The following is a 26281-nucleotide window of genomic DNA, read 5'->3' as shown; positions in this document are numbered from 1 at the left end:
TTCGGTAGTTTTTTCATCGCTCCATCCTCTCAAAGGTTGGAGTCTCCGAGAAACCCGGGGCGGTTCAGACTGTAATGCGTGGTCCGTTTGCGGTGCCTGTTTTATGGAACATTCCTGATGATTGAAGCGATGGTCATTCATGCTCTTTCGACCTGAAGCGCTTGATGCGCAAAAGCGCAGTACGTTGGGGACGGTTTTGCTGGTCAGTCCATTGTCGATGAGGCTGGCCGCTGCGATGGCGTTGCTGTTTTGCATCAGCATGGGCCTGTTCCTGACCTTCGCCACCTACACCAAACGTACAGCCGCAAGCGGCGTACTGCTGCCTGAAACCGGCCTGATCAGGATCTACTCACCACAAGCTGGCGTGATCACCCGGCTCGACATCGTCGAGGGGCAACACGTTACAGACGGCGCCGTGCTGATGGCCTTGTCCAGCGACACACAAAGCGGTGAGGCGGGTGGCGCGCAACGGGCGATCAGCCTGTCGATCAAACGTCGTCAGGAAAGCCTCTCTCAGGAAATCGACGAGACGCTCGCTCTGCATCTTCAGGAGCTGGAGGGCAAGAAACGTCAGGTCGCGGCGCTTGAAACCGAGCAGCAGAAAATACTCGCGCAAATCGACCTGACGCGTCAGCGGCTGGCTTTGACCAAGGGCCTTGCCGAGCGCTACGCCAACCTGCAACGTCAGGACTACGTGTCCCGTGACCAGCTTCAGGAAAAGCAGGATGCAGTTCTGGACATGCGCCTGCGGGGCGAAGAGCTGAATCGCTCGCTGCTCACGGTGCGTGCCGAAAGCGCCAGGCTGCGGGCGGAACTGGTCGAGCTGCCGTTCAACCAGAGCAAGCAGCTTGCCGATCTGCGACGCAGGCTGGCCGAGAATCAGGACCGCTTGATCGAAAGTGAAACCAAACGAGAGATTTTCATCACCGCACCGACGCTGGGTGAGGCCACGGCGATCGCGGTCTCCAATGGATCACGAGTCGACAGTACGCGACCGTTACTGAGCATTGTGCCTGCCGACGCAAAACTGCACGCCGAACTGTATCTGCCCAGCCGCTCCGTGGGGTTCGTGCGCACTGGTGACACGGTGATGTTGCGTTACCAGGCCTATCCCTATCAACGCTTCGGATTGCAGCCGGGCACCGTGTCATCGATCTCGCGTACCGCGTTGCCGGCCGATGAAGTCATGACCCTGGGCAACGTCTCTGAGCCGATGCGTGAGCAGGGACCTTTCTACCGGGTCACGGTTGCCCTGGCGTCTCAAACCATCGATGGCCAGGGCATGCACGAGCGCTTGCGTTCCGGCATGCAACTGGACGCCGACATCATGCAGGAAAGGCTGCCGCTCCATGAATGGATGCTGGAGCCTTTGCGCGGAATAGGAAAGCGGCTTTGAACCTGAGAAATACCTTCGCTTTTGGTGTGGGGAGAAAGCTGCCGGTTGTGCTCCAGGCCGAAGCCACTGAATGTGGCCTGGCGTGCATGGCCATGATCACCAGTTATCACGGCCAGCACAGTGACCTCTTGTCGTTGCGGCAACGTCTCTCGCCCTCAATGAAAGGGGTCAACCTCAAGCAACTGACCCACATGGCTGCGCGGCTCGGGTTGGGCAGCCGTGCGTTGCGGGTCGAGCTGAATGCGCTCGGTCAGTTGCAGTTGCCCTGCGTGCTGCACTGGAACTTCAACCATTTCGTAGTGCTCAAGGAGGTCAACGCACGCGGTGTGGTGGTGCATGATCCGGGGCGTGGCGTGTGCAAGCTGACGCTTGACGAGGTGTCGGCAGCATTTACCGGCGTGGCACTGGAGTTGTGGCCGGAAAGTGATTTTCAGCCCGCCGCTGCACAGCCGCCGATCCCGCTGCGCAAACTGCTGGGGCGAGTACAGGGCTTTGGCCGGGTGCTGACGCAGGTGCTGCTTCTGGCCCTGGCGCTGGAGCTGTGTACCATCCTCAGTCCGTTTTTCATGCAGACCGTTATCGACAAGGTGCTGGTCAGCGCAGACCTGGACCTGCTGACGGTGCTGGCGATCGGCTTTGGCCTATTGCTGATCATTCAGCACACCGTTGCGCTGGCCCGTGCGTGGGCGCTGATGTACCTGGGTACGATGCTCGGGTCACAGTGGCAGATCAATGTATTTACCCATCTGCTGCGCCTGCCGGTGGCATTTTTCGAGCGTCGTCATCTGGGCGATATCGTCTCGCGCTTCGGTTCTCTGAAGGCCATCCAGCAGACCGTTACCACATCGTTCATTGAGGCCCTGCTGGATGGGCTGATGACGGTCGTCACGCTGGGGCTGATGATTGCCTATAGCCCGAAGCTGGCGCTTGTTGCAGTGGTGGCGATGATTATCTACGGCCTGGCGCGCTGGATCTGGTTCGGGCCGTTGCGGCGTGCCAGCGAAAACCAGCTGGTCCATGCTGCTCGTCAGCAGTCGCACTTTCTGGAAAGCGCGCGCGGCGTGCGCACCATCAAGCTGTTCAATCGGCATGAGCAGCGTTGCAGTGCCTGGAGCGCTTTACTGGTCGAGGAAATCAATGCCGGTCTGCACCCGCAAAAACTGCAACTGGCCTATCGGGCCTTCAACGGCGTGCTGTTCGGGCTGGTCACGATCATTGTTATCTGGATGGGTGCCAGACTGGTTCTGGAAGGGCAATTCAGCGCCGGTATGCTGATTGCGTTCAACGCGTACAAGGAGCAGTTCAACGGTCGGGTGGCTGGTCTGATCGACAAGATTGTCGACGTGATCATGTTGCGCCTGCACGGTGAGCGGCTCGCCGACATCGTGCTGCACGATGCCGAGCCGATTGCCGGTCCGGATACGTTCGATGACGCGTGCAACGACAGGGTGCCCAGCCTTGAAGTACGGCAATTGCGCTTTCGCTATTCCGAGCATGAACCGTATGTGCTGGACGACGTGTCGATTCATATCCGCGCAGGCGAATCGGTAGCCATCGTCGGTCCCTCGGGTGGCGGTAAAAGTACCTTGCTCAATGTCATGCTGGGCATTCTGGCGCCCTGCGCAGGCAGTGTCATGCTGGATGGCTTGCCGGTCGGGCCGGAAAACATCGGCAGGCTGCGCCGTATCACCGGTACGGTGCTTCAGGACGATGTGCTGTTCGCCGGTTCCATCGGCGACAACATCAGTTTTTTCGAGACCGGTGCCGATCAGAAATGGATCGAGCAATGCGCGCATCTCGCTGCAGTCCACGATGATATAGCGCAGATGCCGATGGGCTATAACACGCTGGTGGGCGACATGGGCACGGTACTGTCCGGTGGGCAGAAGCAAAGGGTGCTACTGGCCCGCGCCCTCTACAAGCGCCCGCAACTCCTGTTTCTCGATGAAGCGACCAGCCACCTGGACATCAACAGGGAAGCCGCAGTCAATCAGGCGCTGCAAACGTTGAACATCACCCGCATCATCGTTGCCCACCGCCCGGAAACCATCCGCACGGCGGATCGGGTCGTGGCACTTGCGCAAGGCCGGGTTGCCTACGATGGCCCGGTGCTCAATGAGGCTCCTTCAGCGTGAGGCGGCGGGGCATGATTCGTTGCGCTGGCTGGCGGTGCCTGTTGAGCGCGTTCGGCCTGTTAATGGCGTCGTTGTGTCTGGCCGATGCCCGTGTGGACGCATGCCCCGGCTCCAGTCGTCTGCCAGACGCATTGAGTCTGGCAACGGCCGTGTCTGTTGCGCTGTGTGCCGACCCGAAATTGCGTGAGGTTTGGCTGACCGAGCTGGCACGGCAGGCTGACCTGGATGCCGAGCATTCGGCTTACTATCCGACCGTGCAGGGGCAGTTTCAAAAGGGGCGGGCTGGCAAGACCACGCGCTACCCGGGTTTTCCCGAAGCCGACTCCAGGTTGAACTCCAACACCAGCGTCTACGGCCTCAACCTGAGCTGGGTATTGTTCGACTTTGGCCTGCGCGCCGCCAAAGTAGAAAGCGCCCGGCAGTTATTGAATGTCGCCAGTAGCAGCCGGATCGAAGAGGTGCAGAAGTCGATGCTTGCCACCGCCCGGGTGTTCTATCAAGTACAGGCGAACATGGCGTTGTTACACGCCAGAATCAGCGCCGAGCGTCTGGCGGCCAACAGTCTGAAAGCCGCTGACGCAAAGTATCGCGAGGGTGCCGGCGAGCAGACGGATCGTCTCCAGGCTCAATCCAGTTATGCCGAAGCACAATTGAACAGGGTCATGGCGGAGGGCGATCTGGCGGCGGTACAAGGCGAGTTGGCCAGCCAACTGGGGCTGTCGCCATCAGCACCGCTCAAGCTGGTTGAACTGGATGAACCCGGGGTTGATGAAGGGGTGTTTCTGGGCAACGTCAATAGTTTGATGGAGCAGGCCAGAGCGTCCCATCCGGCTATCGAAAAGGCCCGCGCCGACTGGGCGGCAAGCCAGGCCAAGGCCGATGCGGCAAAATCCCAGGGGCTGCCGACGGTGTCGCTGTTCAGCAATTACAGCCGTCAGGACACGCCTATCGAGCAGGTTTCAACCCGTCAGGAGGTGAACACCTGGACTATCGGTGTGCAAATCACCGTGCCGATTTTCGATGGCTTTCTCAATCGGCGCAGAGCGCGGGCCGCCCGTTACGAAAGCGCCGCCCGCGAACAGGCCCTGCACGAGGTTGAAAACATTATTGCGCTCAGTGTCTGGAAGAGTCGACAGACCCTGGAGTCCAGAACAAGGGCGCTGGCAATCAGTCGTCTTTTTGTCGAGAGTGCCAGCAAGTCTTACGAAATTGCCCAGGGTCGTTACAAAGCAGGCGTTGGCAGTATTCTTGAGCTTCTGCGCTCGCAAAATGATCTGAGCGCGGCGACCCAGAAACGCGTGGAGTCTCTGGTCAACTGGCATAACGCCAAGCTGCAATTGGCATCTGACCTTGGCAGCCTGAACATCGGCGACTGATGCCGTCACAGGCCCCGGGTGATCGACTGCATGGACACAAGAATGTACTGCGCTCGCTGCACAACGAGGTGCGTCCATGAAAGACCGAAAGAAAAACGCTGAACTGGATCAGGCTACCTTGCGGTTGATCGTGGCGACGTTCGCCATCAGCTATGTATCGTTGATTGGCCTTCTGCCGGGGCTCAAGGTTGCCACCTATCAGCCCATCATTTTCTATTATGCGGGCTTTCTGGTGGTTTCTCTGGTCTTGCGCCAGCACATCATCAGCTATCCAGGTGTATTTGCGTTGCGCCGTGTATTCGGGATGGTGCATGACTACACTGCCATTTCCGTCGGACTGATCGTTGGCGGGGAGGCAACACTGCCGGTTTTCAGCGTGATGGTCTGGGTCACTCTAGGCAACGGCATGCGCTTTGGTTCGCGATATCTTGCAATTGCGGCATCCCTGGCCTTGTTGGCGATACTGGTCATCTATCAATTGACGCCGTACTGGCAGGCGCAGCCATTTATGGTCCTGATGCTCGTCGCCGTCACTATTCTGGTGCCTGGCTATGCGCACATTCTGTTGGTGAGGGCTCGCGAGGCGTCAGAGCAGGCGACCGTGGCCAATCGCGAGAAAGAGCGGTTTCTGGCTCAGGCCAGCCATGACCTGCGCCAGCCCATCCACTCCATCGGCATGTTTACCGCTTGCCTGCGGTCCAGCCCGCTGGGCGATTATGAGCGTCAACTGGTCGATAATATCGATCGCTCCCTGCACAACGTGTCGCAGCTGTTTCGCTCGATTCTGGATATTTACACGCTGGACAGCGGCAAGGTTTCAGCCAAGTCGGATGTGGTCAATCTGGGTGACATGCTCAATGAAGTCGCTCATCAGAACACTGCCGCTGCTCGCTGGGCCGGTGTAGAGCTTCGGGTGCGACCTTGTCGACGCTGGGTCAGGGTCGATGCCACGTTGCTCGCCACGATGGTGCAGAACATCATTTCCAATGCGCTCAAATATGCCCCTGATCACCCGGTGCTGATCGGTGTGCGCAGCCATGCGGGGCGTCTGTCGATCAGTGTGTATGACCGGGGCCGGGGTATTGCTGCCGAACATCTGCCCAGGGTCTGTGACGAGTTCTACCGCATCCGCCATGTGCGCGACAAAGACGTGGAAGGCGTCGGGTTGGGGTTGTCAATCGTCAAAAGGCTCAGCCAGATTCTCAATGTGCAAATCGCGATTGCCTCGCGAATAGACCGCGGGACTACGGTCACCATTCATGGGCTTGAAGAGGTGAGCGCGCCTGTTCGGGTGGTACCCAAGAAGGCATTGGGCGAGAGCCTGCTCAAAGGGGTCAGGGTGTGTCTGGTGGAGGACGACCAGAACGTTCTGATGGCCACCGCAGCGCTGCTTGAAAGGTGGGGATGCGAAGTGCAGACCGCCCGATCGGCGGAGGGGCTCACCACTCATTGCGACATTATCGTCGCTGATTACGATCTGGGCACAGTGGCCAATGGTCTGGACTGCATCGAGAGTATACGAGCTGCCCGTGGCTGGGATGTGCCTGCGCTGATTGTTACCGGGAGGGAAGTGGAAGTCGTGCTTGAGTCAATGCAGGGCGCGGAAGTGTCAGTGTTGTCCAAGCCGTTGCGGCCTTCGGAACTGCGTCTGAACCTGCTCTCGATTCGCGAGCGGCGGATGAGTACTCCCTGACCTGCGTGCACACGGGCCAGGGAATAACGGGGCATCAGGCAGTAATGAATGGCCCGCGAATATCCGACGGCGGGGGCACGTCAGGGAATGGATACACGCAGATCGGGTCCGGTTTGATCACACCAATGCCAGGCACCGGCATGATGGTGAAATCGGCACCACCGGAGACGCTGTACATCTCGGCGTCGGTCAGTACATGAGCATGAACCGAATAATTGTCGACGGTGGTTCCAGTGGTTTTCTGATTGCGGATAATCATGTCAAACCTCGTGGTCGTTATTGAAAAATACTATAAACCAAGTGGGCGGTCGGGCGGCTTGATCCTCTTGTGCAATCGGTTGTATCCAGGCGCTGGCGGTCTGTGAGTTTTGCAGCCGGATCAACCGTTGCAAGAGGTTAAATGATCAAGTCATTCATCATGAGTCTGGGCTGGTCAGGTTTCCTGCCGACGCCGAGCGGTGGCGGCCAGCGCTGTAAACATGCCGGCAAGGCCAATGTAATGCCATTGAAAATCAAGACTGGCGGCAATAAGAAACGCGAGCGCTGCCAGCCAGAACAGTCTCGACGAATTGACGGTTTTCCCAAAGAGCTTATGACGATCGGGCATCATAATGTTCTCCTGTTTTCCCGGTAGGTGCCTGCACTGCGCTGCCCACCCGAAATGGCAAGGCGTGTTACTGCGCCATCTGGTAGGTCTGAAAGGCGTCAATCGCGCTGGCACCTGCCACGCCGGCCAATATGACACCCGCACCGACCGCAGTCACCGGAGCCAGCGCCGTTGCAGCGGCCACTACGCCGATGGCTGCCACGCCTTCTCCTACTGTCATACCGCCACCGATCTGTGCCAGTTCTTCATTGTCGAGTTCGCGCATCATTAATTCCTTATTCATTTGAAATCACCTGTTTGTCGTGTTATTTCAAAGTTTCTGGTCAGTAAGCCATTAGCGCATTACAGGCATTTCAGTCATTGCCTGATAAGTGTTAGTGGCCGTTACAATACTTAACCAGTGCGCAGGCTAAAGAAATAGTACAGGTGTGCTAAGACAGTGGCTTAATATTAAAAGGCTATTATTGTGAGGGGGTAGTGTGTTGCGCTGCTGCAGTGGATTGAATGTTTGCCCAGTCTTCGATCAAACCGGCATACAGCTCGACGCACTGTTGAAGTTTGCTGACCTCACAATACTCATCCACCTTGTGGGCCATGCTCGGCTCTCCCGGGCCGAGAATAAGAGTGGGCGGGTGACCGACGGCGGGTAGCAGCACAGCGGCATCGGTAAAGTAGGGCACGGTCTGTGCCTGCAAAGGGGCGTCATGCAAAGCCTGGCAGCGGGCAAAAACCTGTCGGACCCAAGGCTCGTCGGGATCGGCGCAAACACCAGGCAAATCAATCAGGGTACTCAACTCTGCACCGTTGCCCAGATGCGCCGCTAATCGCGTGCGGATCTCATCATGGTCCAGATTCGGCGCTGTACGCAGGTCGAGGGTGAACTCTGCGTAGTCCGGGACCGAGTTGATGTTCAGGCCTCCACTGATGGTGCCGACGTTCAGTGTGGGCTTGCGCATAAGGTGATGGGCCGGGCCCACCTCAAAGGTCTGTGCGCGGTCGATATGTCGGGCGGCCAGATAGATGGCATTCACGCCTTCTTCCGGCATTGCTCCATGCGCCGTAAGACCGTGGCTGGCGCAGCGTAGCCACAATGCGCCCTTGTGCCCGAGTATCGGATAGTTGGCAGTCGGTTCGCCGACCAGCAGTGCGCCGAGTTCGCCAAGCAAATGGGGAGCGTCCGTGCACAGTGCGCGGGCGCCATCACAGCCGGTTTCTTCTCCGCCGGTGAGCAACAAGCGAACGCCCGGGCCGCGCTGAATGGCGGCACGGCTGCGCTGGCAGGCCACGATGAAGGCAGCAATGCCTGCCTTCATGTCGCTGGCTCCGCGCCCGTACAGCAGACCATCGACAATCTCGCCGGCAAACGGTGAGTGGTTCCAGGTGGCATTGCCCAACGGTACGGTATCCAGGTGGCCAGTGAACCCCAGGGGTTTGCCAGGGCCTTCACCGTCAAGCCAGGCCACCAGATTGAAACGGCGCTCACCGAAGCGCTGCAACTCGCAGCGATATCCGTGGCGGATCAGCTGTTCAGCGAGAAAGGCAGCACAGGCCTCTTCATCGCCCGGTGGGTTGAGGGGCTGGAACGCCAGCAGGGCGCGGGTCAGGGCTATCGGGTCATCGAGCATCGGAGCCTCCGGTCAGGTACGGCGGGTCAGCCAGTCGAGGCTGTTGATCCAGAAGCGGCGATAGCCTTCCCAGTCGAGAAAAGCTTCCGGCAGCCAGTGTTCGGAAAGGTCGCTGGTCCAGGCCAGCGTGCGACCTGCACCGACTTCACGCGCGGCAAGCAGCGGGTGCCGAGAGCCTTCGACGGTGGCCAGCAATTGAGCTTCGGGATGCAACTCAACTTCGTTGTAGCCAAGCAGGTACGGCCATTCGCCGCCCAGGCCTTGCAGTATCGGGTGATCGCTGTTGATCTGCGGCAGAAAGCCTTCCGGCACTTCGACACGATCGTCGTAAGGCAGGCAGCGCACAGGCAAGACTTCCTCGACAGGCGTTCCGCGGTAGCGCGCGCCGCCATTGATGCCTTGAAAGCTGAAGTAGCCGCCGACCATCATCAATGCACCGCCCTGCAAGACGTATTCGCGAAGGGCTTTGAGGCGGTTGGGCGTACGCTTGCCACGCAGCCAGGTGTCCGGGTGCAGCAGCAGGGTATTGGCTCCGATGTCGGAGAGGATCACCGCCTGATACTGACTGAGTGCTTCAACCGTGGCCGGAAAGTCGATCTGTGCCTGATCGGCGCACATCTGCGTGATCTGATAGTCGCTGTCTGCCATCGCCGCAAGCAAACGCCGTGCGCCATTGTGCGCGGTGACGCTGTCGAACTGATCGAAGCCCTTGATGTGGGTTGACGTGCTGACCCATGATTCGCCAGCCAGCAATACGGACTGTTTCATGACGTTGCATTCCTCTGCGATGAAAAAGGAGCCTGGAAGCCGCGCTGGAAGACCCGGCGCGGGTTGTCGATCAAAAGGTTTTCGAGTTGTTCACCGGTAACGCCATGACGGCGCAGGCGCGGGACAAAGTGTTTCAGCAGGTAGCCATAACCATGGCCGCCATAGCGAGTCAGCATGGTTTTCAGAAAGACGTCCTGAGACAACAGCACTTGCGAGCCGAAACCGTGCTCGATCAGGGCGACGATGGCCCGCGCGTTTTCTTCATCGCTGGGCGACTGTGCGTGCTCGTCGGCGAAGTAGTAACCCATGCCGATCATGTCGTATTCCAGAAAGGCGCCGCGTGCCGCCAGCGCATGCTGATACGCAGGGTCGCTGTGGCTGGGGTTCATGTGGCACAGCACCGTATGGCGCAGGTCGGCGCCTTCACCTCAACGATGTCCAGTACCCGGTGGCCGAGGCGCTCCCAGCCCGGCAGATGCACCGAGAGCGGTACGCCGGTCGCGGCACTTGCACGGGCTGCGGCACGCAATGATTTCTCTTCGTCAGCCGTAAATGCGGCAGAAACACCAATCTCGCCGATCAGGCCGGCAATCACCTCGGGCTTCTCTTCACCGCCGCCCACGTCATGAATGATCTGCTCCGCCAGTTGTTCAACCGAGCGTTCGTGCACGTAATGCGGGTGCGAGGGTTCCAGATAGAAACCGGCACCCATGATGATATTCAGGCCGGTCAGACGGGAAATCCGCTGCAAGGCCTGCGGGTCGCGGCCGATGCCCAGGTTGGTCGGATCGACCACCGTTTCCCCGCCCAGCGCCCGGTACTTCAGCAGTTCTTCGCACGCGAGGTCGACATCGAACAATTGGCAGTTGTCACGGCTGACCAATGGGTTCATGTACAGCTCGCCCAGCAGTTCCATGCTGACCGGACGCTCGGCCAGATGGCGTTCGCCGCAGCAGCTGGGTGCGACCCATTTGCCCGATGCGTCGAGCAGAATGTGTTCGTGCATCAAAGTGACGCCAAGGCGCTCGACCGGCATTGGCCCCAGCACCGTCATGGCATGGCCGCTGTCGACGCCGACTGGAAGGGGGGAAGGATGACGAAACAGGCTCATGCTCCAGCACTCCCGAGTGGGCGGCCGGTACGTAGAATGCGTGTGTTCAGCCAGATCGCCAGCAGTACGATCAGGCCCGTGGCGATTTGCGTGTAGAACGGTGAGACGTGGGCCAGAATCAGCCCGTTCTTGATCGCGGCCATGGTCAGGACTCCCAGCAGCGTGCCGACGATCGTGCCGAAGCCACCGAACAGGCTGGTGCTGCCGAGGACCACGGCGGCAATCACTTCCAGTTCGAAACCTTCGCCCTGATTCGAGGAGCCGCTGCCTAAACGCGCCGTGACAATCATGCCCGCCAGCGCCGCTGCCATGCCGCTGAGCATGTACACCCGTAGCAGTACGCCCCTGTGGTTTACCCCCGCCCGGCGTACACTTTCGGCGTTGGCACCAATGCCGGTGAGGTAGCGTCCGAAACGCATTTTGCCGAGCATCAACGCCCCGCCGAGCGCCGTCAGGAGGGCCAGCCAGGCGGCCAGCGGCACACCTAGAAACCATCCGCGCCCGAGGCCCAGAAACACGGTCTCTTCGCGTGGTACGGGAATTGAGTAGCCTTGTGTCAGCAACATTGCCAGGCCGCGAATGATGGTCAGGGTAGCGAGGGTGACGATAAACGCCGGGATGCCCGCATAGGCAATGAAATAGCCGTTCAACGCGCCGATCATAGCCCCCACACCAAGCCCGCCGACAAGTACCAGCGGCCATGGCAGGTGCCAGGCATTGAGCGCCATGGCGGCCAGCGCCCCAACCAGGGCCAGCGTCGAGCCCACGGACAGGTCAATGCCGCCGGTGGTGACTACAAGCGTCATTGCCACGGCGACGATCAGTAACGGGGCGTTCTGGCGAATGACATTAAGCAGGTTTGCACTGCTCAGGAAGTTGTCGGTCACCAGTGTGAACAGCACCAGGCACAGGGCGAAAAACAGGCCGATGCTGACCACGCCGGGGAAATCGTGCAGCACGCGCTTGAGCCGGGACTGAGGCAGGATACGTTGGCGTGTCAGGTCGAGAGTGTTCATGAAGTCGTGTCCTCTCAGGCACAAGCGGAGCGGGCAGTGAATTTGTGCCCGACGATAAGTTCGACGACCTCGTTGAGGTCGGTGTCGGCGATCCTTCGCTCGGCCAGATTGGCGCCGTCATACATCACCATGAGGCGGTCACAGACCAGAAACAGGTCCTGCAACCTGTGGGTGATCAGAATCACGCTGACGCCTTTGCGGCTGATGGTGCGAATCAGCTCCAGCACCGCCTCGACTTCGGCTACCGCAAGCGCTGCGGTGGGTTCGTCCATGATCAGAACCTTGGGGCCGAAGGCAGGCGCGCGGGCAATCGCAACGGCCTGGCGCTGGCCACCGGAAAGGTGTCGTACCTGCGCGCGGGTATCCGGAATGGTGATGCCCAATGCTTCAAGAATCTGCCGTGCTTCGCGGTGCATGCGCGTCTCATCGAGCAACGGCACGCCGAGCACGCGGCGCATCGGTTCGCGGCCCATGAAGAGGTTTCCGGCCACATCGACGGTGTCACACAGCGACAGGTCCTGATACACCATCTGGATATGGCAGCGCTGTGCATCTGCCGGACCGCTGAAACTGACTTCCTCGCCATCGATGGCGATTCGTCCGCTGGTGGGTAACTCCGCACCTGACAGAATCTTGGTCAGGGTGGATTTGCCTGCGCCGTTGTCGCCCACCAGCCCCAGCACTTCACCGGGCTGCAGCAGCAGGTCCACACCGCGCAACGACGCTATCGAGCCATAGTGTTTGGTGATCGCGCTCATCTGTACCCGAGGCACTTCGCCAGGCGTTTGCATACTGAGCCCTCTTATTTGAACTCGGCGCGATAAGCGGCCAGGTTGGCTTTGGTCACCAGCGTGACGGGAATACTCTGTTCGCGCGTCACCGACTTTCCGGACAGCAGCGCCAGAGCCGACTCAACTGCCGTCTTGCCCATGGCTTGAGTGTTCTGTTGCACCACCACGGCAACCGAGCCGTCATCGAGCCCTTGCACCGCTTGAGACGACAGGTCCCAACCGAAAATCTTCACCCGTTCGCCCGCATCCTGCGACATGCTGGCTGCTACCGAGCCAATCAAGGCGGGTTCGCCAGTGGCATAAATGATCTGTAATTCAGGGTTGGCGGTCAGCAGGTTCTCCGCGGCAGCCTGGGCGGTGTCCTGTACGTTGTTGCCGTCTACGGTGTTGACGATCTTCGCCTGGCTGGCGGTCTTTGCCAGGCCTTCGCGGAAACCGTCCAGACGCAGATTCTGTACATAAGAGCCGAGGGCTCCGACCACGCCGATACTGGCCTTGCCCGCCAGTTCGCGGTTGATGTATTCGCCGGTGTACTGGCCGATCTGTCGGGCTGCCTCGCGGTTATCCACGCCGACCTGTACGGCATTGTCGCCATTAATCACAGCGTCGATTGCCACCACCGGGATTCCCGCCTGCGCAGCTGCGGTGACCGCAGGTTTGATACCGTTGACGTCGATGGCGCAGACCAGAATGGCGTCGACCTTGTCCTGAATATAGGCCTCGATGGCGTCGTTCTGGGCTGACGGATTGTCGTTGGCGTTGAACACCACCAGCTCTGCTCCGGCAGCTTTCGCCGCAGCCTGTGCGCCCTGGGTAATCTGGGTGAAATACAGCGCCTGCTGGTTGACCTGTACCAGAGCCAGACGTTTGCCGGTCTGGGCCTGAATGATGGGTGACAACGCCAAGGCCAGAACAGCGCCGAGGGTCAGGGTGAAACGCTTGCTAAAACGCAGCATTGCCATCCTCCTAGTCTGTTTGCCGGTGCGGCAAATCAGATCGGTAAACCGGTTTACCAACCGTTTCAAAAAAAAGACAAATGAGCTTTGTCTTCAGGTTTGAGAACTGGAGAAAGCAGATTGTGTGCCATTTTTTTCACGATGTCGGCCAGTCACCGTACGTCCTTGATGCGCCAAAGTTTTCCGCAATCATCGGCTTTTCAGGATGCCGATGGCAGTGCACCGATTTAAGGCCGGGTGTTACTGGTTGCCCCGCAATCAGTCACTGCGAGTTGCTACCGTGCCCCGGCAGACCAACTCTACGGGTACGCGCACGACGTCCTGTGTACAGTCGCCGCCCGCCATGCGCTGCAGCAATTGCGCTACGCCGAGACGGCCAAGCTCCCTGGAGGACTGGCGGATGGTACACAGCGGTGGGGTCAGCAGACTGGCATACACGGCGTCGTCGAACCCCACCAGCGACATGGCGCCGGGCACGCTGATATTGCGCTCACGCAGGACATCGAGCACGCCCAGAGCGATGAAGTCACTGGCGGCGAAAATCGCCTCCGGAGGGTGGGGCAGGGTGAGCAACTGAGCGGTTGCGATACGCCCGAACTCACGGCTATAATCTCCAAAGCACAGGCATTCCGGCACCTCTGCGATGCCCGCCAGCGTCAGCGCTTCCCGGTAGCCGGCATAGCGCTCGCGGGCACTCATCAAGGCCGACGGCCCGGACACATGAGCGATGCGTCGATGGCCATGGCGGATCAGATACTCAGTCGCCAGGCGACCACCCTGATGGTTGTCGGCGAACACTTTGGGCTGCGACGTGCCGGGAACGTCTTCGTCGAGCAGAATGATATTGCGGTAGCTCGCCAACTGACTGGCCAGCGTGCCGTCGTCCGGACGGTTGCTGACCAGTAGCAAGCCATCGACGTTACGTGAATCCAGCCAGCGCACAAAGGTGCTTTCACGTTCAAGCAGGTTGCGGGTGACACACAGCACCAGGTTATACCCGTTGGCGGACGCCTCTTCCTCGGCCGCGTCTGCCAGCTCGGCAAAAAACGGGTTGGCAATGTCCGGCAGCACCAGACCGATGGTTTCACTGCCGCCTTTGCTCAGGCGTCGGGCCAGACTGTTGCCCCGGTAGTCCAGCGCCTTGATCGCCGTGTCGATACGTTTCGCGGTTTCCGGCGGCAGGCTGATACTTCGATTCAGGTAGCGCGACACCGCAGCCTTGGAAAGGCCGGCATGGTTGGCGACATCCTGAAGTGTTACGGGTCTGGTCATGGCGATCGGATTTGTTGGCTGAAAAACGAAGTAGTGAATGGGCAGGCAGGTATCTTCTCACGCGTGCTTGAACAGCCCGGCGATTTTTTCCGGTAGGGGGGTCGACGAAATCAAGACCAGGAGCTGACCTGCGCGGGTCATGGCCATGTAGAGCTTTCGCGCATTCTGCTCAATCTCGTCTTCGGTGATGCTGCCGCTTTGAACGGTACGCCCCAGCAGCTTTTCCAGACCGACCAGAAACACGACGTTGGCTTCAAGCCCGGTAGCACTCTCCACAGTGGCAATGCGCAGGCTTTCATCATGGGTGGGCATTGAGTTCTTGTCGTTCATGTCCCAGATCCGGTCTGTGCCAAAACGCGCCTTCAGCGTTTTTATCAATAATGTTTTGTCAGCTCCCTTGCCGTACAAGAGCAACATTCCCGACAGCGCCAATTCGAAGCGTTGCTGATGATCCGCAATCTCATTGCTGGCCTGTGCAACCGCATCCTGGGATGAAGGTGACAAGACAAAAAGCGGAGGTGTGCCTGCGTCCATGCCTTCGAAATCGGGCTGTAGATAATCGTCCGGATCGGTCTGGGTAATGCCAGCCAGCATCTGATTGGCTGCGCTCAGAATGGCCTGAGTCGTACGATAGGACTTGCGCAGCTTTTTGGTCTTGCCTGCCACATCAAGACCGACCCGTTTCCAGCTAAGACGACTCTTCAGAAAACCCTGATTAGGGTCGGCACACAGAAACAGTGTGCCCTCGGTTTTTTCCAGTGTGAGTTTGATCAACTGAAACCACGACGGCGCGAAGAACTGAGCCTCGTCCACCAGAATGTGCTGATAAGGGGCGAGCTTGTCTGGACGATTGGCCAGGCACAAATCACGGGGCAGAGCGCTCCATAACCGCAGGCCTGACTGTTTCAGCAACGCAGCGGTTACACGCTCGTACAGCGCCCAGACCTGTTGCCGTTCCTCTTTGCGCAACGCAAAGCCCTGACCTGCGCGTTCGACCTTCAGGTAATCAGCCTAATCGGCTACCACAGTGTCATTGATGAAGTTGAACTCATCGAGCAATAACGCGTTATCCGGCTTCAGGTCGGGGTGTTCAAGGGCTCTAAAATACTGGATGAGGCCTGTGACTTCCTTGTTGTAATCAGGCATTTTCGGGTTCGTTTTGAACAGTGTGCGCCACTGCTTTGAGATCCAGCCCAGTGCGGTGATGATGGTGAGATTCGCCGGGATCTCACCATGTACGCGTTGCAGGCGATGCTTGAGATCTTTGACCACGGGCACGTTATGAATAAGCATGAGCACGTGTTGATCGGGGTATTTTCTTGCGAGGATAAAAGCTCGGTTTGCAGCGATAAGTGTTTTGCCACTGCCCGCTACGCCATTTATCAGCCGCACAGAAAAATCACCTGCCAGTTCTGTCTGCTCGTCAGGAAGCTCCAGATCAAGCTTGCTCGCCCATTCCTGCTGAGTGTCCAGAAAATAGCGTGAGGTCCGGGCGCTATTGTCGCGGACGAACTGCCGGCGCGTGGTGCGGATCCCGGCTACTTCGGCCTCGGGAAAGTAATAGCCCATAATGGCTTGTCTGTCGTTCTGGGAAAGGGCTTTGAGCAGCTTCGGCAACTGCTCTGCACCGGACTCGATGAAGGTCTTCTTCGACATCAGCCATATGCCACGGCCTTCGCAATGCCGTGTCCACAAGGCTTTGCTCTGATCCGAATCGCACCCCCACATTACGACCAGCTTACGGAGGGCAGGGATATTCGCCCGAGCCTCAAACGCTGACAGTTTTTCCAGCATCTGACTGAAAACTGTCTGCTCTGCAGTCACAAATAGCTGGCCTGGATCCAGTGTGTCGAACGGGAGCTCGCAGATCATCAATGCCAGCCATTCCAGCTCGCCGCGTTGCAGGAAGAAGTCCGGGGACCAAGTGTCTTGTGCGATACATTTGCGAACGACGTAATCACCGTCGAGTTTCTTGAGCACCCGTTTGCACTGAAGCTGCGAGCCGCTGCTGCGTTGCCATTCAGGTATGAACAGGGTCATTGCGCAAACTCGACCTTGTGGCATTGGCTGATCAGCTGTCGGTATTGTTCGGCCCACACCTGCGCTGCTTCGCTTGCGCAGACAATTCCGTGCTTCAGCTGCGGGCCGATAATGATCAGCTTGGTCATGGCGCGAGTAATAGAAACGTTCAGCCGCTCGGGCTGGAAAAAGAACTCTCCAATGGCACTGATAAATGTCTCGTCGCCGCTGGCCAGGGACAGGATGACCAGCTCGCGCTCCTGGCCCTGCATGCGCTCGACGGTGTCAGCAACTATTGTGTCCGCGGCTGGACGACCGAACTGCTTTGCGAGCGCCTGGCGAATCGTCCGCCCCTGAGCGCGGTAAGGCGTCACGATGCCGATTTCGTGCAGCGGCAGACCCAGCCTGTGCGCTTCAATGCACAGTTGAACGACGCACTGTGCGTCTGCCGGGTTGCGGTTTCGAGCCTTTGAGTCCTGCGTTGCGATAAAAACAGCGCAGGCTTGCGGATCAAGCGCTTCGCTGACCGCCCCATCAGGACTGGCCCGCAATCGACGGTCTGTATTTCGACCTGCGGCCCGTAATTGCCCGTCGTAGTACATCTGGCTGGGCCATTCGGTCAGCCAGCGATTCATCCGGTAAGTTTCTTCCAGCATCACCGTATGATCAGTGTCTTGAGCTGTCAGACGTGCGAACACCGACATGGATTCCTTGGACAGAATCGAGCGTGAAAGCAGTACAGGAGGCAGCTGTTTCTGGTCGCCGATAAAAATGAATCGTTTGCCCTTGCGCATTGCCATCAGGGCGAGAGGCACGGTGATCTGACTGGCCTCATCGAAGATGACCGTATCGAAACTGTACCTGGACAACGAGCTGCATGTGGCGAAAGGCGTGGCACCTATCACATAACCCTGACCCGATTCAGGAAAGCCCTCCCAGTTGGCGGGGTCGGTTTTCAGGTCTACATGCTCGTCGAGGTCTTCGCGACGGCCGCCCACCTTGAGCGTCGGCACATTGCGCGCAGCTATCTTGCTCAAGGCATTGTTGATCGCCATATGAGTATGCGAAGTGACGAACACCCGTTCGCCCCTGGCAACCAGCAACTGAGCGATCAATGCCAGCGCTCGGGTCTTGCCGGTACCCGGTGGCCCTTGAATACAGGCAATCTGCTCCGCGCCCAAGGCAAGGCCAACGGCTTCAGCCTGTTTATCGTTGCAGCCTTCCTGGCGTGCGATCTGTTCGCCGTACTCGACGTCCGGGTCGTTGAAACCGATATCGGGCGCATCGCCGAGCAAAGGCAATATTGTATTGTGTCCCTGTGCGTCGATCTCGATGTCTTGCAAGGTCTGAATGTATTTCGGAGTCAGGTCCATACCATCAGGGTCTGCGTAACAGACACCTTCCTGATAGCTCTCCCAGATGAGCATCGCCCTGTCCGAGCTGAGCAGCCAGCGGTCGTCCTCTTCCTTCTCAAACTTCATGCCCTGACACAACAGCGGACCCTGAGCATTACCCAGATGCACGCGCAGCAAGTCCCCAGCACGAAAGCGTGACTCGTTTTCGCCCAGGTAGGCCCATATTTGCCCGGGTTTTTCGCTGCGCTCCAGCCGGGCGAAGCCCTGTGTCCAGCCTTGCAGCAGTTTCTCTGGCAGCGGGCGCTCCCATACCTCGTTCAGTTTCTGCAGGTTGGCAGCCTGCTCTGCATAAACGAACTCATACAGTTTTTGAATCAGCGGATGCTGTCCAGGCATGGCGGTGAAAATCCTTATCGACCGGGGCGTGGGCAGGCAGTGTTACATAATATGTGTGGCGGATGGGAGTCAGGCGCTGCACATCCCTTGCCGGTATCGAACCGCCTGGCAGAGGCGCCGGCGAAGCGCGGCCTGTCTTCACGATGATGCGGGCGAACCTGACCTTGATATGTTCCCAAGCCAGGGCGCTCCTCCAATCTCATCGGTGCAATATCGCCTGATGAATTTCCTGCAGCGGCATGATCCTCTGCGCAGCATTCAGTTTGATGGCTTCCTTGGGCATGCCGAATACGACGCAACTGGCTTCATCCTGAGCCACTGTCGAGCTTCCGGCATCAAGCATCTCCTTTAAACCGCGTGCGCCGTCGTCGCCCATGCCGGTCATGATGATGCCCGTAGCATTCTTGCCGGCGAATTTGGCCACCGAACGAAACAGCACGTCCACCGAAGGACGATGGCGGTTGACCAGCGGGCCGTCGATGACCTGGACGTGGTAGTAGGCGCCGCTGCGCGTGACCATCATGTGTTTGCCGCCGGGGGCGATCAACGCGAGGCCGGGCAGGATGCGGTCGTTGTTTCTGGCCTCGCGCACCTCGATCTGACTCAGGCTGTTCAGGCGTTCGGCGAACGATGCGGTGAATTTTTCCGGCATGTGCTGGACGATGACCATGCCGGGACAGACGCGGGGCAGGGCCGTCAGCACCGCTTCCAGTGCCTGGGTGCCACCGGTCGAGGTGCCGATGGCCACAATGCGTTCAGTGGTATGCGCCATGGCATGGCCGTTGGCAGCAGGCAAAATGGCGTCTGCGGTGAGTTTGCTTGCCGGGGCCAGAACGGGCGGAGCCGTGCGCTTGCCAAGGTTTTTGACGTTGGAGTTCGCCGCTGCGCGGACTGCCGCGACCAGCTCGGCGGCTGAATCAATGAGGAAGTTCTTCAGGCCGGTGGTAGGTTTGGTGATGATTTCCACCGCCCCGGCAGACAGCGCCTGCAACGAAGTTTCTGCGCCTTTCTGTGTCAGCGACGAGCAGATCACCACTGGCGTCGGCCGCTCGCTCATGATCTTCTTGAGAAAGGTGATGCCGTCCATGCTGGGCATTTCCACGTCCAGCACGATGACGTCCGGCCATTCCTGAGCCAGCTTGGCCATGGCGAAGATCGGGTCCGACGCCGCGGCCATGACATGGATATCGGGGGTGTCGTTGAGAATGGCCACGAGTACCTGGCGAACGACGGCCGAATCATCGACCAGCAGTACGCTGATTTTTTTGTTTGGCATCTTTTTCCATTGCTTCCATTGGTTGGTGCCTGACCCATACGTTTCCGTCCCACAGGTCGAAGATGATGCTGCGATGGCCGGTGCTGCCCAGATCCTGAGCCATCAGCTTCAAGCGGTGCTGTTCGGCCAGCGCAAGCGCCGCATGAACGTTGCTGTCAGCGACGTTCTGCATGTGCGGGTCATGGCGATGAGCTGGAAACATTTCGCCGCCGCCAAACAGTTTGACCTGATATTCCTCCGGCAGGGTGCCATTGGCCAGCGCATGGCGAATGAGTATTTCCATCGCTTCGTCAGCGTACCTGCCGTCCAGTGGCTGATGCCTGCGTATGCGCCCGGGCAACATGAAGTGGCACATGCCGCCAATACGCCGCCACGGGTGCCAGAAGGTAATCGCCACGCATGAACCCAGCAACGTGCGCAGGCGAGTCGGCCGGGTCTGAAAGACCACTTCGCCAGGCCCCAGCACTATCTCGGCTACACCGACAGGCGTGTTCATGGTTTGCGGTAAATCGAAGGGGAGACCATTTTCAACATGTCATTTACACCGTTCAGGCTTTCTGAGTGGCTGATGATGAAATAGCCTCCTGGCTTGAGACGCGGGATCAACCGCGCCACCACTTTGCTTTTGGTTTCCTGATCGAAATAAATCATCACGTTGCGCAGGAAGATTACGTCGAACTCGCCCAGATCCGGCAGGGTGTCATTGAGATTGACCTGCACGAAACTGACCCGGCTGCGCAACGACTTGTCGATCAGGAAGGTCCCTTCCTGGCGACCTATGCCTTTCAGACAGTATTTGAACAGCAAAGGTTGCGGTAACGTCTCGGTGCGTTCCATGGGGTAATGCCCACTGCGCGCCTTGCTCAGCACGCGGGTGCTGATGTCCGAGCCGATCACTTCCCAGGGCGTGGTGCCCAGTTGTTCGGCCAGGGTCATGGCCAGGCTGTAGGGCTCTTCGCCAGACGAACTGGCAGCGCTCCAGATGCGGAACATTTTGCCGTGCGTGACCTTGGGCAGCACCTGCTGACGCAGAAAATCGAAGTGCTTGGGTTCGCGAAAGAAATACGTTTCGTTGGTGGTCAGCAGGTCCAGCGCCACTTGTAGCTCGCCGTTGCGCTGATCGTTCATGATCAGCTTGAAATACTCTCTGTAGTTGTCCAGCTGATAATGCTTGAGCCGTTTGAACAGGCGGCCAGCGACCAGCGCTTTCTTGGCCAGCGTCAGTTTGATGCCCGCCGCGCTATACAGCCAGGCCTGGAACTGGCCGAATTCGCGATCAGTGAGCGACGCTGTGTCAGGCATGTGCAGGCCTCACGTCGCGTCGGTGTCGGAAGGCAGCGACTGGCTTGCCTCGGCGAGGCTGGACATCTCATCGATAGACAACACGCGATCGACCTCAAGGACAATGACGAACTTGCCGTCGACCTTGGCCATGCCGCTGATGAAGTCGGCACGAATGCGCGCACCGAAGTTCGGTGGCGGTTCGATCTGCGAGGCCGGTATTTCCAGCACCGCCGAGACGTTATCGACCAGCAGGCCGATGTCCTGCGGCTGGCCGTCCTCGCTGCTGGCCTCGATGATGATGACGCACGAGCGCCGGGTGATGTCCGAGTTCTGTCGCCCGAAGCGCGCCGACAGATCAACCACGGGCACTACTGCACCGCGTAGGTTGATCACCCCGCGCACGAAGGCGGGCATCATCGGCACCACCGTCAGGCTGCCGTATTCGATGATTTCCTTGATGCCCAGAATGCCGATGGCGAACATCTCGCCACCGAGCATGAATGTCAGGTACTGCGCCTCTTCCTCGACCGCCGTGGCGGTCTGTCGAGTCGTGACCAATGAGCCCATGTCGTTCTCCCTGTAAATCGCTATCGAGGCCGGCAATCAGCAGCCAGTCATCAGAAACGAGTGAATTCCGATTCGTCCGGGGCGCCCGCCATGCTTTGCGCAAACGCCTTGCGCGGAGCCTGTTGCGGTGGGCGCGGAGGCTGGCGGTTCGGGCTGCTGCGGGTGTCGACAGGGCTGCCTTGTGCGACTGCCCTTGGCGATGCGTCGAGGGTGAAGAAGCTCATGGCCTGTTGCAGTTGTTCGGCCTGACTGCTCATCTCTTCAGCGGTGGCGGCCAGTTCTTCGCTGCTTGATGCGTTTTGCTGAGTGACCTGATTGAGCTGGGTCATGGCGGTGTTGATTTGCGCCACTCCGGCAGCCTGCTCCTCTGAAGCCGCGCTGATTTCCTGCACAAGGTCCGACGTCTTGTTGATCGACGGCACCATTTCGTCCAGCAGCTTGCCAGCCTTCTCGGCCATTTCCACACTGCTTGACGACAGCTCGCCAATCTCCTGAGCCGCGACCTGGCTACGTTCAGCCAGCTTGCGCACCTCGGCGGCCACTACCGCGAAGCCCTTGCCATGTTCGCCCGCACGGGCTGCTTCGATGGCCGCGTTGAGGGCAAGCAGATTGGTCTGGTAAGCGATGTCGTCGATGATGCTGATGCGTTGGGCGATTTTCTTCATCGCCACGACGGTCTGCTGCACCGATTCGCCGCCGTCAGTCGCTTCCTTGGCAGCCTTGCTGGCCATGCCATCGGTGACTTTGGCGTTCTCGGTGTTCTGGTTGATGCTGGCGCTCATCTGCTCGACCGACGCGCTGGTCTCTTCGACGCTGGCCGCCTGTTCGCTGGTGGCCTGGCTCATTGATTGCGCAGTGGCGCTGACTTCTTCCGAAGCGCTGGCCAGGTTGTCGGCGGCGTTACGCACTTCGCCGATAATGTGTGACAGCTTGCCGACCATGTTGCGCATGGCGTTCAGCACCATACCGGTTTCGTCCTTGGAACCGTGCCCGATGTGGGCGTTCAGGTTGCCCTCGGCCAGTTGCTCGGCGGCAGTCGCTGCCTCTTTCAGTGGGCGGGAAATGATCCGTGCAATGAACAGCGCCAGACCCAGGCCGACCAGCAAGGCTGCAACCAGCACGGCAATGATCGAGATACGCGCGCTTTCGTACAGGCTCGTGCCTTTGTCGCCAGCGGCAGTCGCCCCGGCGTCATTGAGCTCGACCATCTTTTGCAACTGGTTGGTGACTTCGTCGAAGTGCAGTTTGGACTCGCCGCGCAGCAAGGCACGCGCTTCGGCCTCCTGGCCCTGCCGGGAGAGAGCGAACAGATTGTCGCTGACTTTCAGATAGGCGGACCAAGAGGTACTCACGGCACTGAACATCTGCCGGTCCTGATCGCTGACGATCAGCTTGTCGTAAGTGGCCAGCCGCGTTTCAAACTGTTTGCGCGCTTCTGCTGCTTCAAGCTCCATCTGCGCCTTTTCCTGGGCAGAGTCGGCGGCAATGTGGCGGTTTTCCTTCAGCCGGAAGTTGGCTGCGTAAAAGCGCATGCCCGACGCCGCGCGAATGGACGGCATCCAGTTTTGCTTGATGTCCTGGGCGGCCTGGTTGACCTGGCCCAGCTGGATAATGGCAAAGACTCCCATGGCCGCGGTCAACGCCAGAACCACCAGGAACGAGGTAATCAGCTTGGTGGAAATCTTCAGATCGTAAAACCATTTCATTGAAGTAACTCCTTGGGAATTGCGAATCCGTCAGCGAGAGGTGGGCAATAGGGCTTGAGGTGCTTGGGTCGAGCGGGCTTCCATTTGGACGATCTGGTTGAGCAAGGCCGGTATGTCGAGAATCAACGCCACCGCACCGCTGCCCAGAATCGTCGAGCCGCTGATGCCGCGCAGTGCGCCGAACAGCTTGCCCAGCGGTTTGATAACGGTCTGGAACTCGCCGAGCAGGTCATCTACCACCAACCCGGCCTTGTGTTCGGCGTAGCGCACCACCACCACGTTCTGGCGCCGTGCAGCCGGGCCTTCATGATTGAAGTGATCACGCAGGTAGACCAGCGGCAACACTTCGCCACGCAGGTCGAGGTAACCGCTGTCGCGGGTCAGGTGACGATTCTGTTCGTCCAGCTCGATGCATTCCTGAACCATGTCCAGCGGGATGACGTAAGTCGACTGATCGATACCGACCAGAAAACCGTTGATGATCGCCAGCGTCAGCGGCAGGCGGATACGCACGATGGTGCCCTGACCGGGCTGGCTGTCCAGGTCCACAGTGCCGCGCAGCAAGGTGATATTGCGTTTCACCACATCCATGCCGACACCACGCCCTGACAGGTTGGTGACGGCCTCGGCGGTAGAAAAGCCGGGCTCGAAGATCAGGTTGTAGATCTCCTGATCGGTGAGGCTTGCGCCAGCTGCCACCAGCCCGCGCTGCTGGGCCTTGTCGAGGATCCGCTCGCGGTTCAGGCCCGCACCGTCGTCGGCAATTTCAATGACGATGCTGCCGGAGTCGTGGTACGCATTAAGGCTCAAATGACCTTTTGCCGGTTTGCCTGCCGCGCGACGCGCTTCGGCGCTTTCGATGCCGTGGTCCATGGAATTGCGCAGCAGGTGCATGAGCGGGTCGCCGATCTTCTCGACAACGGTTTTGTCCAGTTCGGTTTCCGCACCGTTGATAATCAGGTCGATGTCCTTGCCCAGTTCCTGACTGACATCACGTACTACGCGGCGAAAACGATTGAAGGTGTCGCCGATGGGGATCATGCGCAGGTGCAGCGCGCCATCCAGAATTTGCTCGACCAGCCCCGACACGGTCGAGCTGGCTTCCTGAAGCGGGTCGTTGTCGCACGAACGGGCCAGCAGGCTGGCCCCGGCGCTAGCGATGACCAGTTCGCCGACCAGATTGATCAGCTCATCAAGCTTGTCGGCATTGACGCGCACATAACGACCGTCCTTGTTTTTCTGCTCGCAGGCCGAAGAAGGGCGCTCTACAGCTGTTGCCGCAGCAGGCGCACGCGGCACGGCACGCTGGTCACCCAGCAGTTCGCCGCTGGCAACCGCAGGACTTTGTCCGGTCTGCGAGACCAGGTCTGTGCCAGGGGGCTCGACGTGGTTTGCTATCTCGCTCATCAAGGTGACTTCTACGGCGCAGTCTTCCCGCACGAAGTCGAACACTTCGTTGATCGCGGCATGCCCGGCAGACGAGCGAAAATCGATCTCGAAGCCCAGGTGGCAGGATTCCGGGTCCCAGGCTTCCAACGCCGGGATGCTGTCGGTGACGGTGGTGACCTGAACCATTTGCCCCAGCGTATTGAGGTAACGCAGGAACGACAGCGGGTCCATGCCGTTGCGAAACACATCTACGCCAAAACGCAGCGAGATATGCCATAGCACTTCGGCAGGCTGTTCATCGATCACACTCGGCGCTTGTGCCTCGTCAGCAGGCTGGGCATTGCCCGGCGCCTGATAGACCTGTAATGCCTGACGCAGCGCCGCTTCGCGTTCCAGTGCTGGTGGCTGCAATGTCTGGCCACGACTGGCCACTACGTCGATCAACTCAAGCATGTGATCGCCGGACTTGAGCAGCACCGCGATCAGCCCGGCGTCCACCGAAACGCTGCCTTCACGCAGGCGGTCGAGCACGTCTTCAACGATGTGGGTAAAGCTGACGATAGGCGTCAGCCCGAATAGCCCGGCAGAACCCTTGATGGTGTGCGCTGCGCGGAACACTGCGCCAATTGCGTCCTGATCGCCCGGTTCGCTTTCGAGTTGCAGGAGGGATTCCTCCATGGCCTGCAAAAGCTCACGCGCTTCAACGATGAACGTCTGCTGTGCCTGATCGAGATTAATACTCACGATGACTTCCTTGATCGATCACTCGGCAATAATGCAAATGGACGCGCTACAGCACGACACCGGGATTACATAACTCGAAGGTTTCGGTGACTGCCTTGCTTTGCCCGGTCATGCGCAGCGAGGTCCCGGTCTTGCCGGCTTCGCGCTGGATGACTGCCAGCAATTGCAGGCCGGCACCGTCCATCTCGGTAACTTGCGACAAGTCGACTTCCACTCGCGCCGCACCAGTGATCTGTGGCAGCAAACGGGCGGCGAGTTCGGTCACAGTGTAGATCGTCAGCTCGCCGTCGATCTGCACGCGGGTGGCGTCAGCCTGATTGTCGTCTGGGGTTGGCATGCTGGCCTCCATGGCCCTTGATCTCAGGGCAGGATCAGCTTGGAAACCGCTGCGAGCATTTGCGCTGGCTGGAACGGTTTGACGACCCACGCCTTGGCACCTGCCGCCTGACCTTCTGCCTTTTTCGATTCCTGGGACTCGGTGGTCAGCATGATGATCGGCGTGAACTTGTAACTGGCCAGCTTCTTCACTTCCTTGACGAACGTGATGCCATCCATGTTCGGCATGTTCACGTCGCTGATGATCAGGTGCACTTTCTGTCCGGTCAGCTTGCCCAGTGCATCTTTGCCATCGCAGGCCTCGATAACGTCGTATCCGGCACTTTTCAGCGCGATGCCGACAACCTGCCGGACACTGCTTGAATCGTCGACCACCAATACACTCTTAGCCATGATCTACTCCTAGGAATGGTCTGAAGTAGGCCGCTATTTTTAGACTGCTGAGCCATAGCCGCTTTCAAAA

The 26281-nt window shown here is 59.1% G+C and carries 24 protein-coding genes and 1 pseudogene; 5 read left to right on the top strand and 20 right to left on the bottom strand.

From position 1 onward, the window contains the following. Window positions 1-139 precede the first annotated feature (139 nt). From AO277_RS24065 to AO277_RS24050, 4 genes are all read left to right on the top strand, one after another. The gene (locus tag AO277_RS24065) at window positions 140-1396 is read left to right on the top strand and encodes an HlyD family secretion protein (RefSeq protein WP_044318959.1); all 1257 of its coding nucleotides are present in this window, start codon (window positions 140-142) and stop codon (window positions 1394-1396) included. After that, window positions 1393-3531 (top strand): peptidase domain-containing ABC transporter, encoded by a 2139-nt coding sequence (locus tag AO277_RS24060; RefSeq protein WP_044318960.1) that lies wholly within the window; start codon window positions 1393-1395, stop codon window positions 3529-3531. Before AO277_RS24065 ends, AO277_RS24060 begins: the two co-directional genes overlap by 4 nt. Before the next feature lie 11 nt (window positions 3532-3542). Continuing rightward, entirely contained in the window at window positions 3543-4907 is a 1365-nt protein-coding gene (locus AO277_RS24055) for a TolC family protein (protein ID WP_044318961.1), read from the top strand. 76 nt (window positions 4908-4983) lie between these two features. Beyond that, on the top strand, window positions 4984-6600 hold the full coding sequence (locus AO277_RS24050) for an ATP-binding response regulator (RefSeq protein WP_005732305.1): 1617 nt from the start codon (window positions 4984-4986) through the stop codon (window positions 6598-6600). Window positions 6601-6634: 34 nt separating this feature from the next. Here AO277_RS24050 and AO277_RS24045 read toward each other — a convergent pair whose 3' ends face one another. After that, entirely contained in the window at window positions 6635-6859 is a 225-nt protein-coding gene (locus AO277_RS24045; RefSeq protein WP_002553187.1) for a hypothetical protein, read from the bottom strand. Window positions 6860-7000: 141 nt separating this feature from the next. On the opposite strand from AO277_RS24045, the gene AO277_RS28645 reads away from it, so the two are divergent. Beyond that, entirely contained in the window at window positions 7001-7234 is a 234-nt protein-coding gene (locus AO277_RS28645; RefSeq protein ID WP_159420215.1) for a hypothetical protein, read from the top strand. A 40-nt stretch (window positions 7235-7274) separates the two neighbouring features. Here AO277_RS28645 and AO277_RS24040 read toward each other — a convergent pair whose 3' ends face one another. The 19 genes and pseudogenes from AO277_RS24040 to AO277_RS23955 all read right to left on the bottom strand — a co-directional run bounded on the left by AO277_RS24040 (window position 7275) and on the right by AO277_RS23955 (window position 26211). Beyond that, window positions 7275-7490, bottom strand: coding sequence for a hypothetical protein (locus AO277_RS24040; protein WP_223282984.1), 216 nt, complete (start codon window positions 7488-7490; stop codon window positions 7275-7277). 178 nt (window positions 7491-7668) lie between these two features. Further along, window positions 7669-8832, bottom strand: coding sequence for a M20 family metallopeptidase (locus tag AO277_RS24035; protein ID WP_044318963.1), 1164 nt, complete (start codon window positions 8830-8832; stop codon window positions 7669-7671). Between the two features lie 12 nt (window positions 8833-8844). Beyond that, on the bottom strand, window positions 8845-9600 hold the full coding sequence (locus AO277_RS24030; protein ID WP_005732309.1) for a glutamine amidotransferase: 756 nt from the start codon (window positions 9598-9600) through the stop codon (window positions 8845-8847). Further along, window positions 9597-10711, bottom strand: a pseudogene (locus AO277_RS24025) (phosphotriesterase family protein). Before AO277_RS24025 ends, AO277_RS24030 begins: the two are co-directional and overlap by 4 nt. After that, a complete protein-coding gene (locus AO277_RS24020; protein WP_005732313.1) occupies window positions 10708-11727 on the bottom strand; it encodes an ABC transporter permease in 1020 nt (339 codons plus the stop codon). Before AO277_RS24020 ends, AO277_RS24025 begins: the two are co-directional and overlap by 4 nt. Before the next feature lie 14 nt (window positions 11728-11741). Next, complete coding sequence (locus tag AO277_RS24015) at window positions 11742-12518, bottom strand: ATP-binding cassette domain-containing protein (RefSeq protein ID WP_044318964.1); 777 nt, start codon at window positions 12516-12518, stop codon at window positions 11742-11744. An 11-nt stretch (window positions 12519-12529) separates the two neighbouring features. Further along, the gene (locus AO277_RS24010) at window positions 12530-13474 is read right to left on the bottom strand and encodes a substrate-binding domain-containing protein (RefSeq protein ID WP_044318965.1); all 945 of its coding nucleotides are present in this window, start codon (window positions 13472-13474) and stop codon (window positions 12530-12532) included. A gap of 258 nt (window positions 13475-13732) precedes the next feature. Then, on the bottom strand, window positions 13733-14746 hold the full coding sequence (locus AO277_RS24005; protein ID WP_005732316.1) for a LacI family DNA-binding transcriptional regulator: 1014 nt from the start codon (window positions 14744-14746) through the stop codon (window positions 13733-13735). Window positions 14747-14803: 57 nt separating this feature from the next. After that, the gene (locus AO277_RS29325; RefSeq protein WP_236691246.1) at window positions 14804-15715 is read right to left on the bottom strand and encodes a 3'-5' exonuclease; all 912 of its coding nucleotides are present in this window, start codon (window positions 15713-15715) and stop codon (window positions 14804-14806) included. Between the two features lie 42 nt (window positions 15716-15757). Beyond that, a complete protein-coding gene (locus AO277_RS29320) occupies window positions 15758-16786 on the bottom strand; it encodes a DEAD/DEAH box helicase family protein (protein ID WP_236691247.1) in 1029 nt (342 codons plus the stop codon). Next, complete coding sequence (locus AO277_RS23995) at window positions 16783-18516, bottom strand: DEAD/DEAH box helicase (RefSeq protein WP_044318966.1); 1734 nt, start codon at window positions 18514-18516, stop codon at window positions 16783-16785. The genes AO277_RS29320 and AO277_RS23995 overlap by 4 nt, the downstream gene beginning before the upstream one ends. Before the next feature lie 199 nt (window positions 18517-18715). Next, complete coding sequence (locus tag AO277_RS23990; protein WP_044318967.1) at window positions 18716-19792, bottom strand: protein-glutamate methylesterase/protein-glutamine glutaminase; 1077 nt, start codon at window positions 19790-19792, stop codon at window positions 18716-18718. Next, window positions 19755-20288, bottom strand: coding sequence for a chemoreceptor glutamine deamidase CheD (gene cheD / locus AO277_RS23985; RefSeq protein ID WP_003371235.1), 534 nt, complete (start codon window positions 20286-20288; stop codon window positions 19755-19757). The genes AO277_RS23990 and cheD overlap by 38 nt, the downstream gene beginning before the upstream one ends. Next, complete coding sequence (locus AO277_RS23980; protein ID WP_044318968.1) at window positions 20285-21094, bottom strand: CheR family methyltransferase; 810 nt, start codon at window positions 21092-21094, stop codon at window positions 20285-20287. Before AO277_RS23980 ends, cheD begins: the two co-directional genes overlap by 4 nt. Before the next feature lie 9 nt (window positions 21095-21103). Beyond that, complete coding sequence (locus AO277_RS23975; protein WP_044318969.1) at window positions 21104-21643, bottom strand: chemotaxis protein CheW; 540 nt, start codon at window positions 21641-21643, stop codon at window positions 21104-21106. A 50-nt stretch (window positions 21644-21693) separates the two neighbouring features. Next, window positions 21694-23349, bottom strand: a complete 1656-nt coding sequence (locus tag AO277_RS23970) for a methyl-accepting chemotaxis protein (RefSeq protein WP_044318970.1) — start codon at window positions 23347-23349, stop codon at window positions 21694-21696. A 30-nt stretch (window positions 23350-23379) separates the two neighbouring features. After that, a complete protein-coding gene (locus AO277_RS23965) occupies window positions 23380-25482 on the bottom strand; it encodes a chemotaxis protein CheA (RefSeq protein WP_044318971.1) in 2103 nt (700 codons plus the stop codon). Between the two features lie 46 nt (window positions 25483-25528). Continuing rightward, entirely contained in the window at window positions 25529-25819 is a 291-nt protein-coding gene (locus tag AO277_RS23960) for an STAS domain-containing protein (protein ID WP_005732323.1), read from the bottom strand. 23 nt (window positions 25820-25842) lie between these two features. Further along, on the bottom strand, window positions 25843-26211 hold the full coding sequence (locus AO277_RS23955) for a response regulator (RefSeq protein ID WP_002553206.1): 369 nt from the start codon (window positions 26209-26211) through the stop codon (window positions 25843-25845). Between the last annotated feature and the right edge of the window lie 70 nt (window positions 26212-26281).

The sequence above is a fragment of the Pseudomonas amygdali genome, assembly GCF_002699855.1.
GTDB lineage: Bacteria > Pseudomonadota > Gammaproteobacteria > Pseudomonadales > Pseudomonadaceae > Aquipseudomonas > Aquipseudomonas amygdali.
Note: the sequence above shows the minus strand (reverse complement) of the source record. Positions and strands in the feature narration are given on the sequence as shown.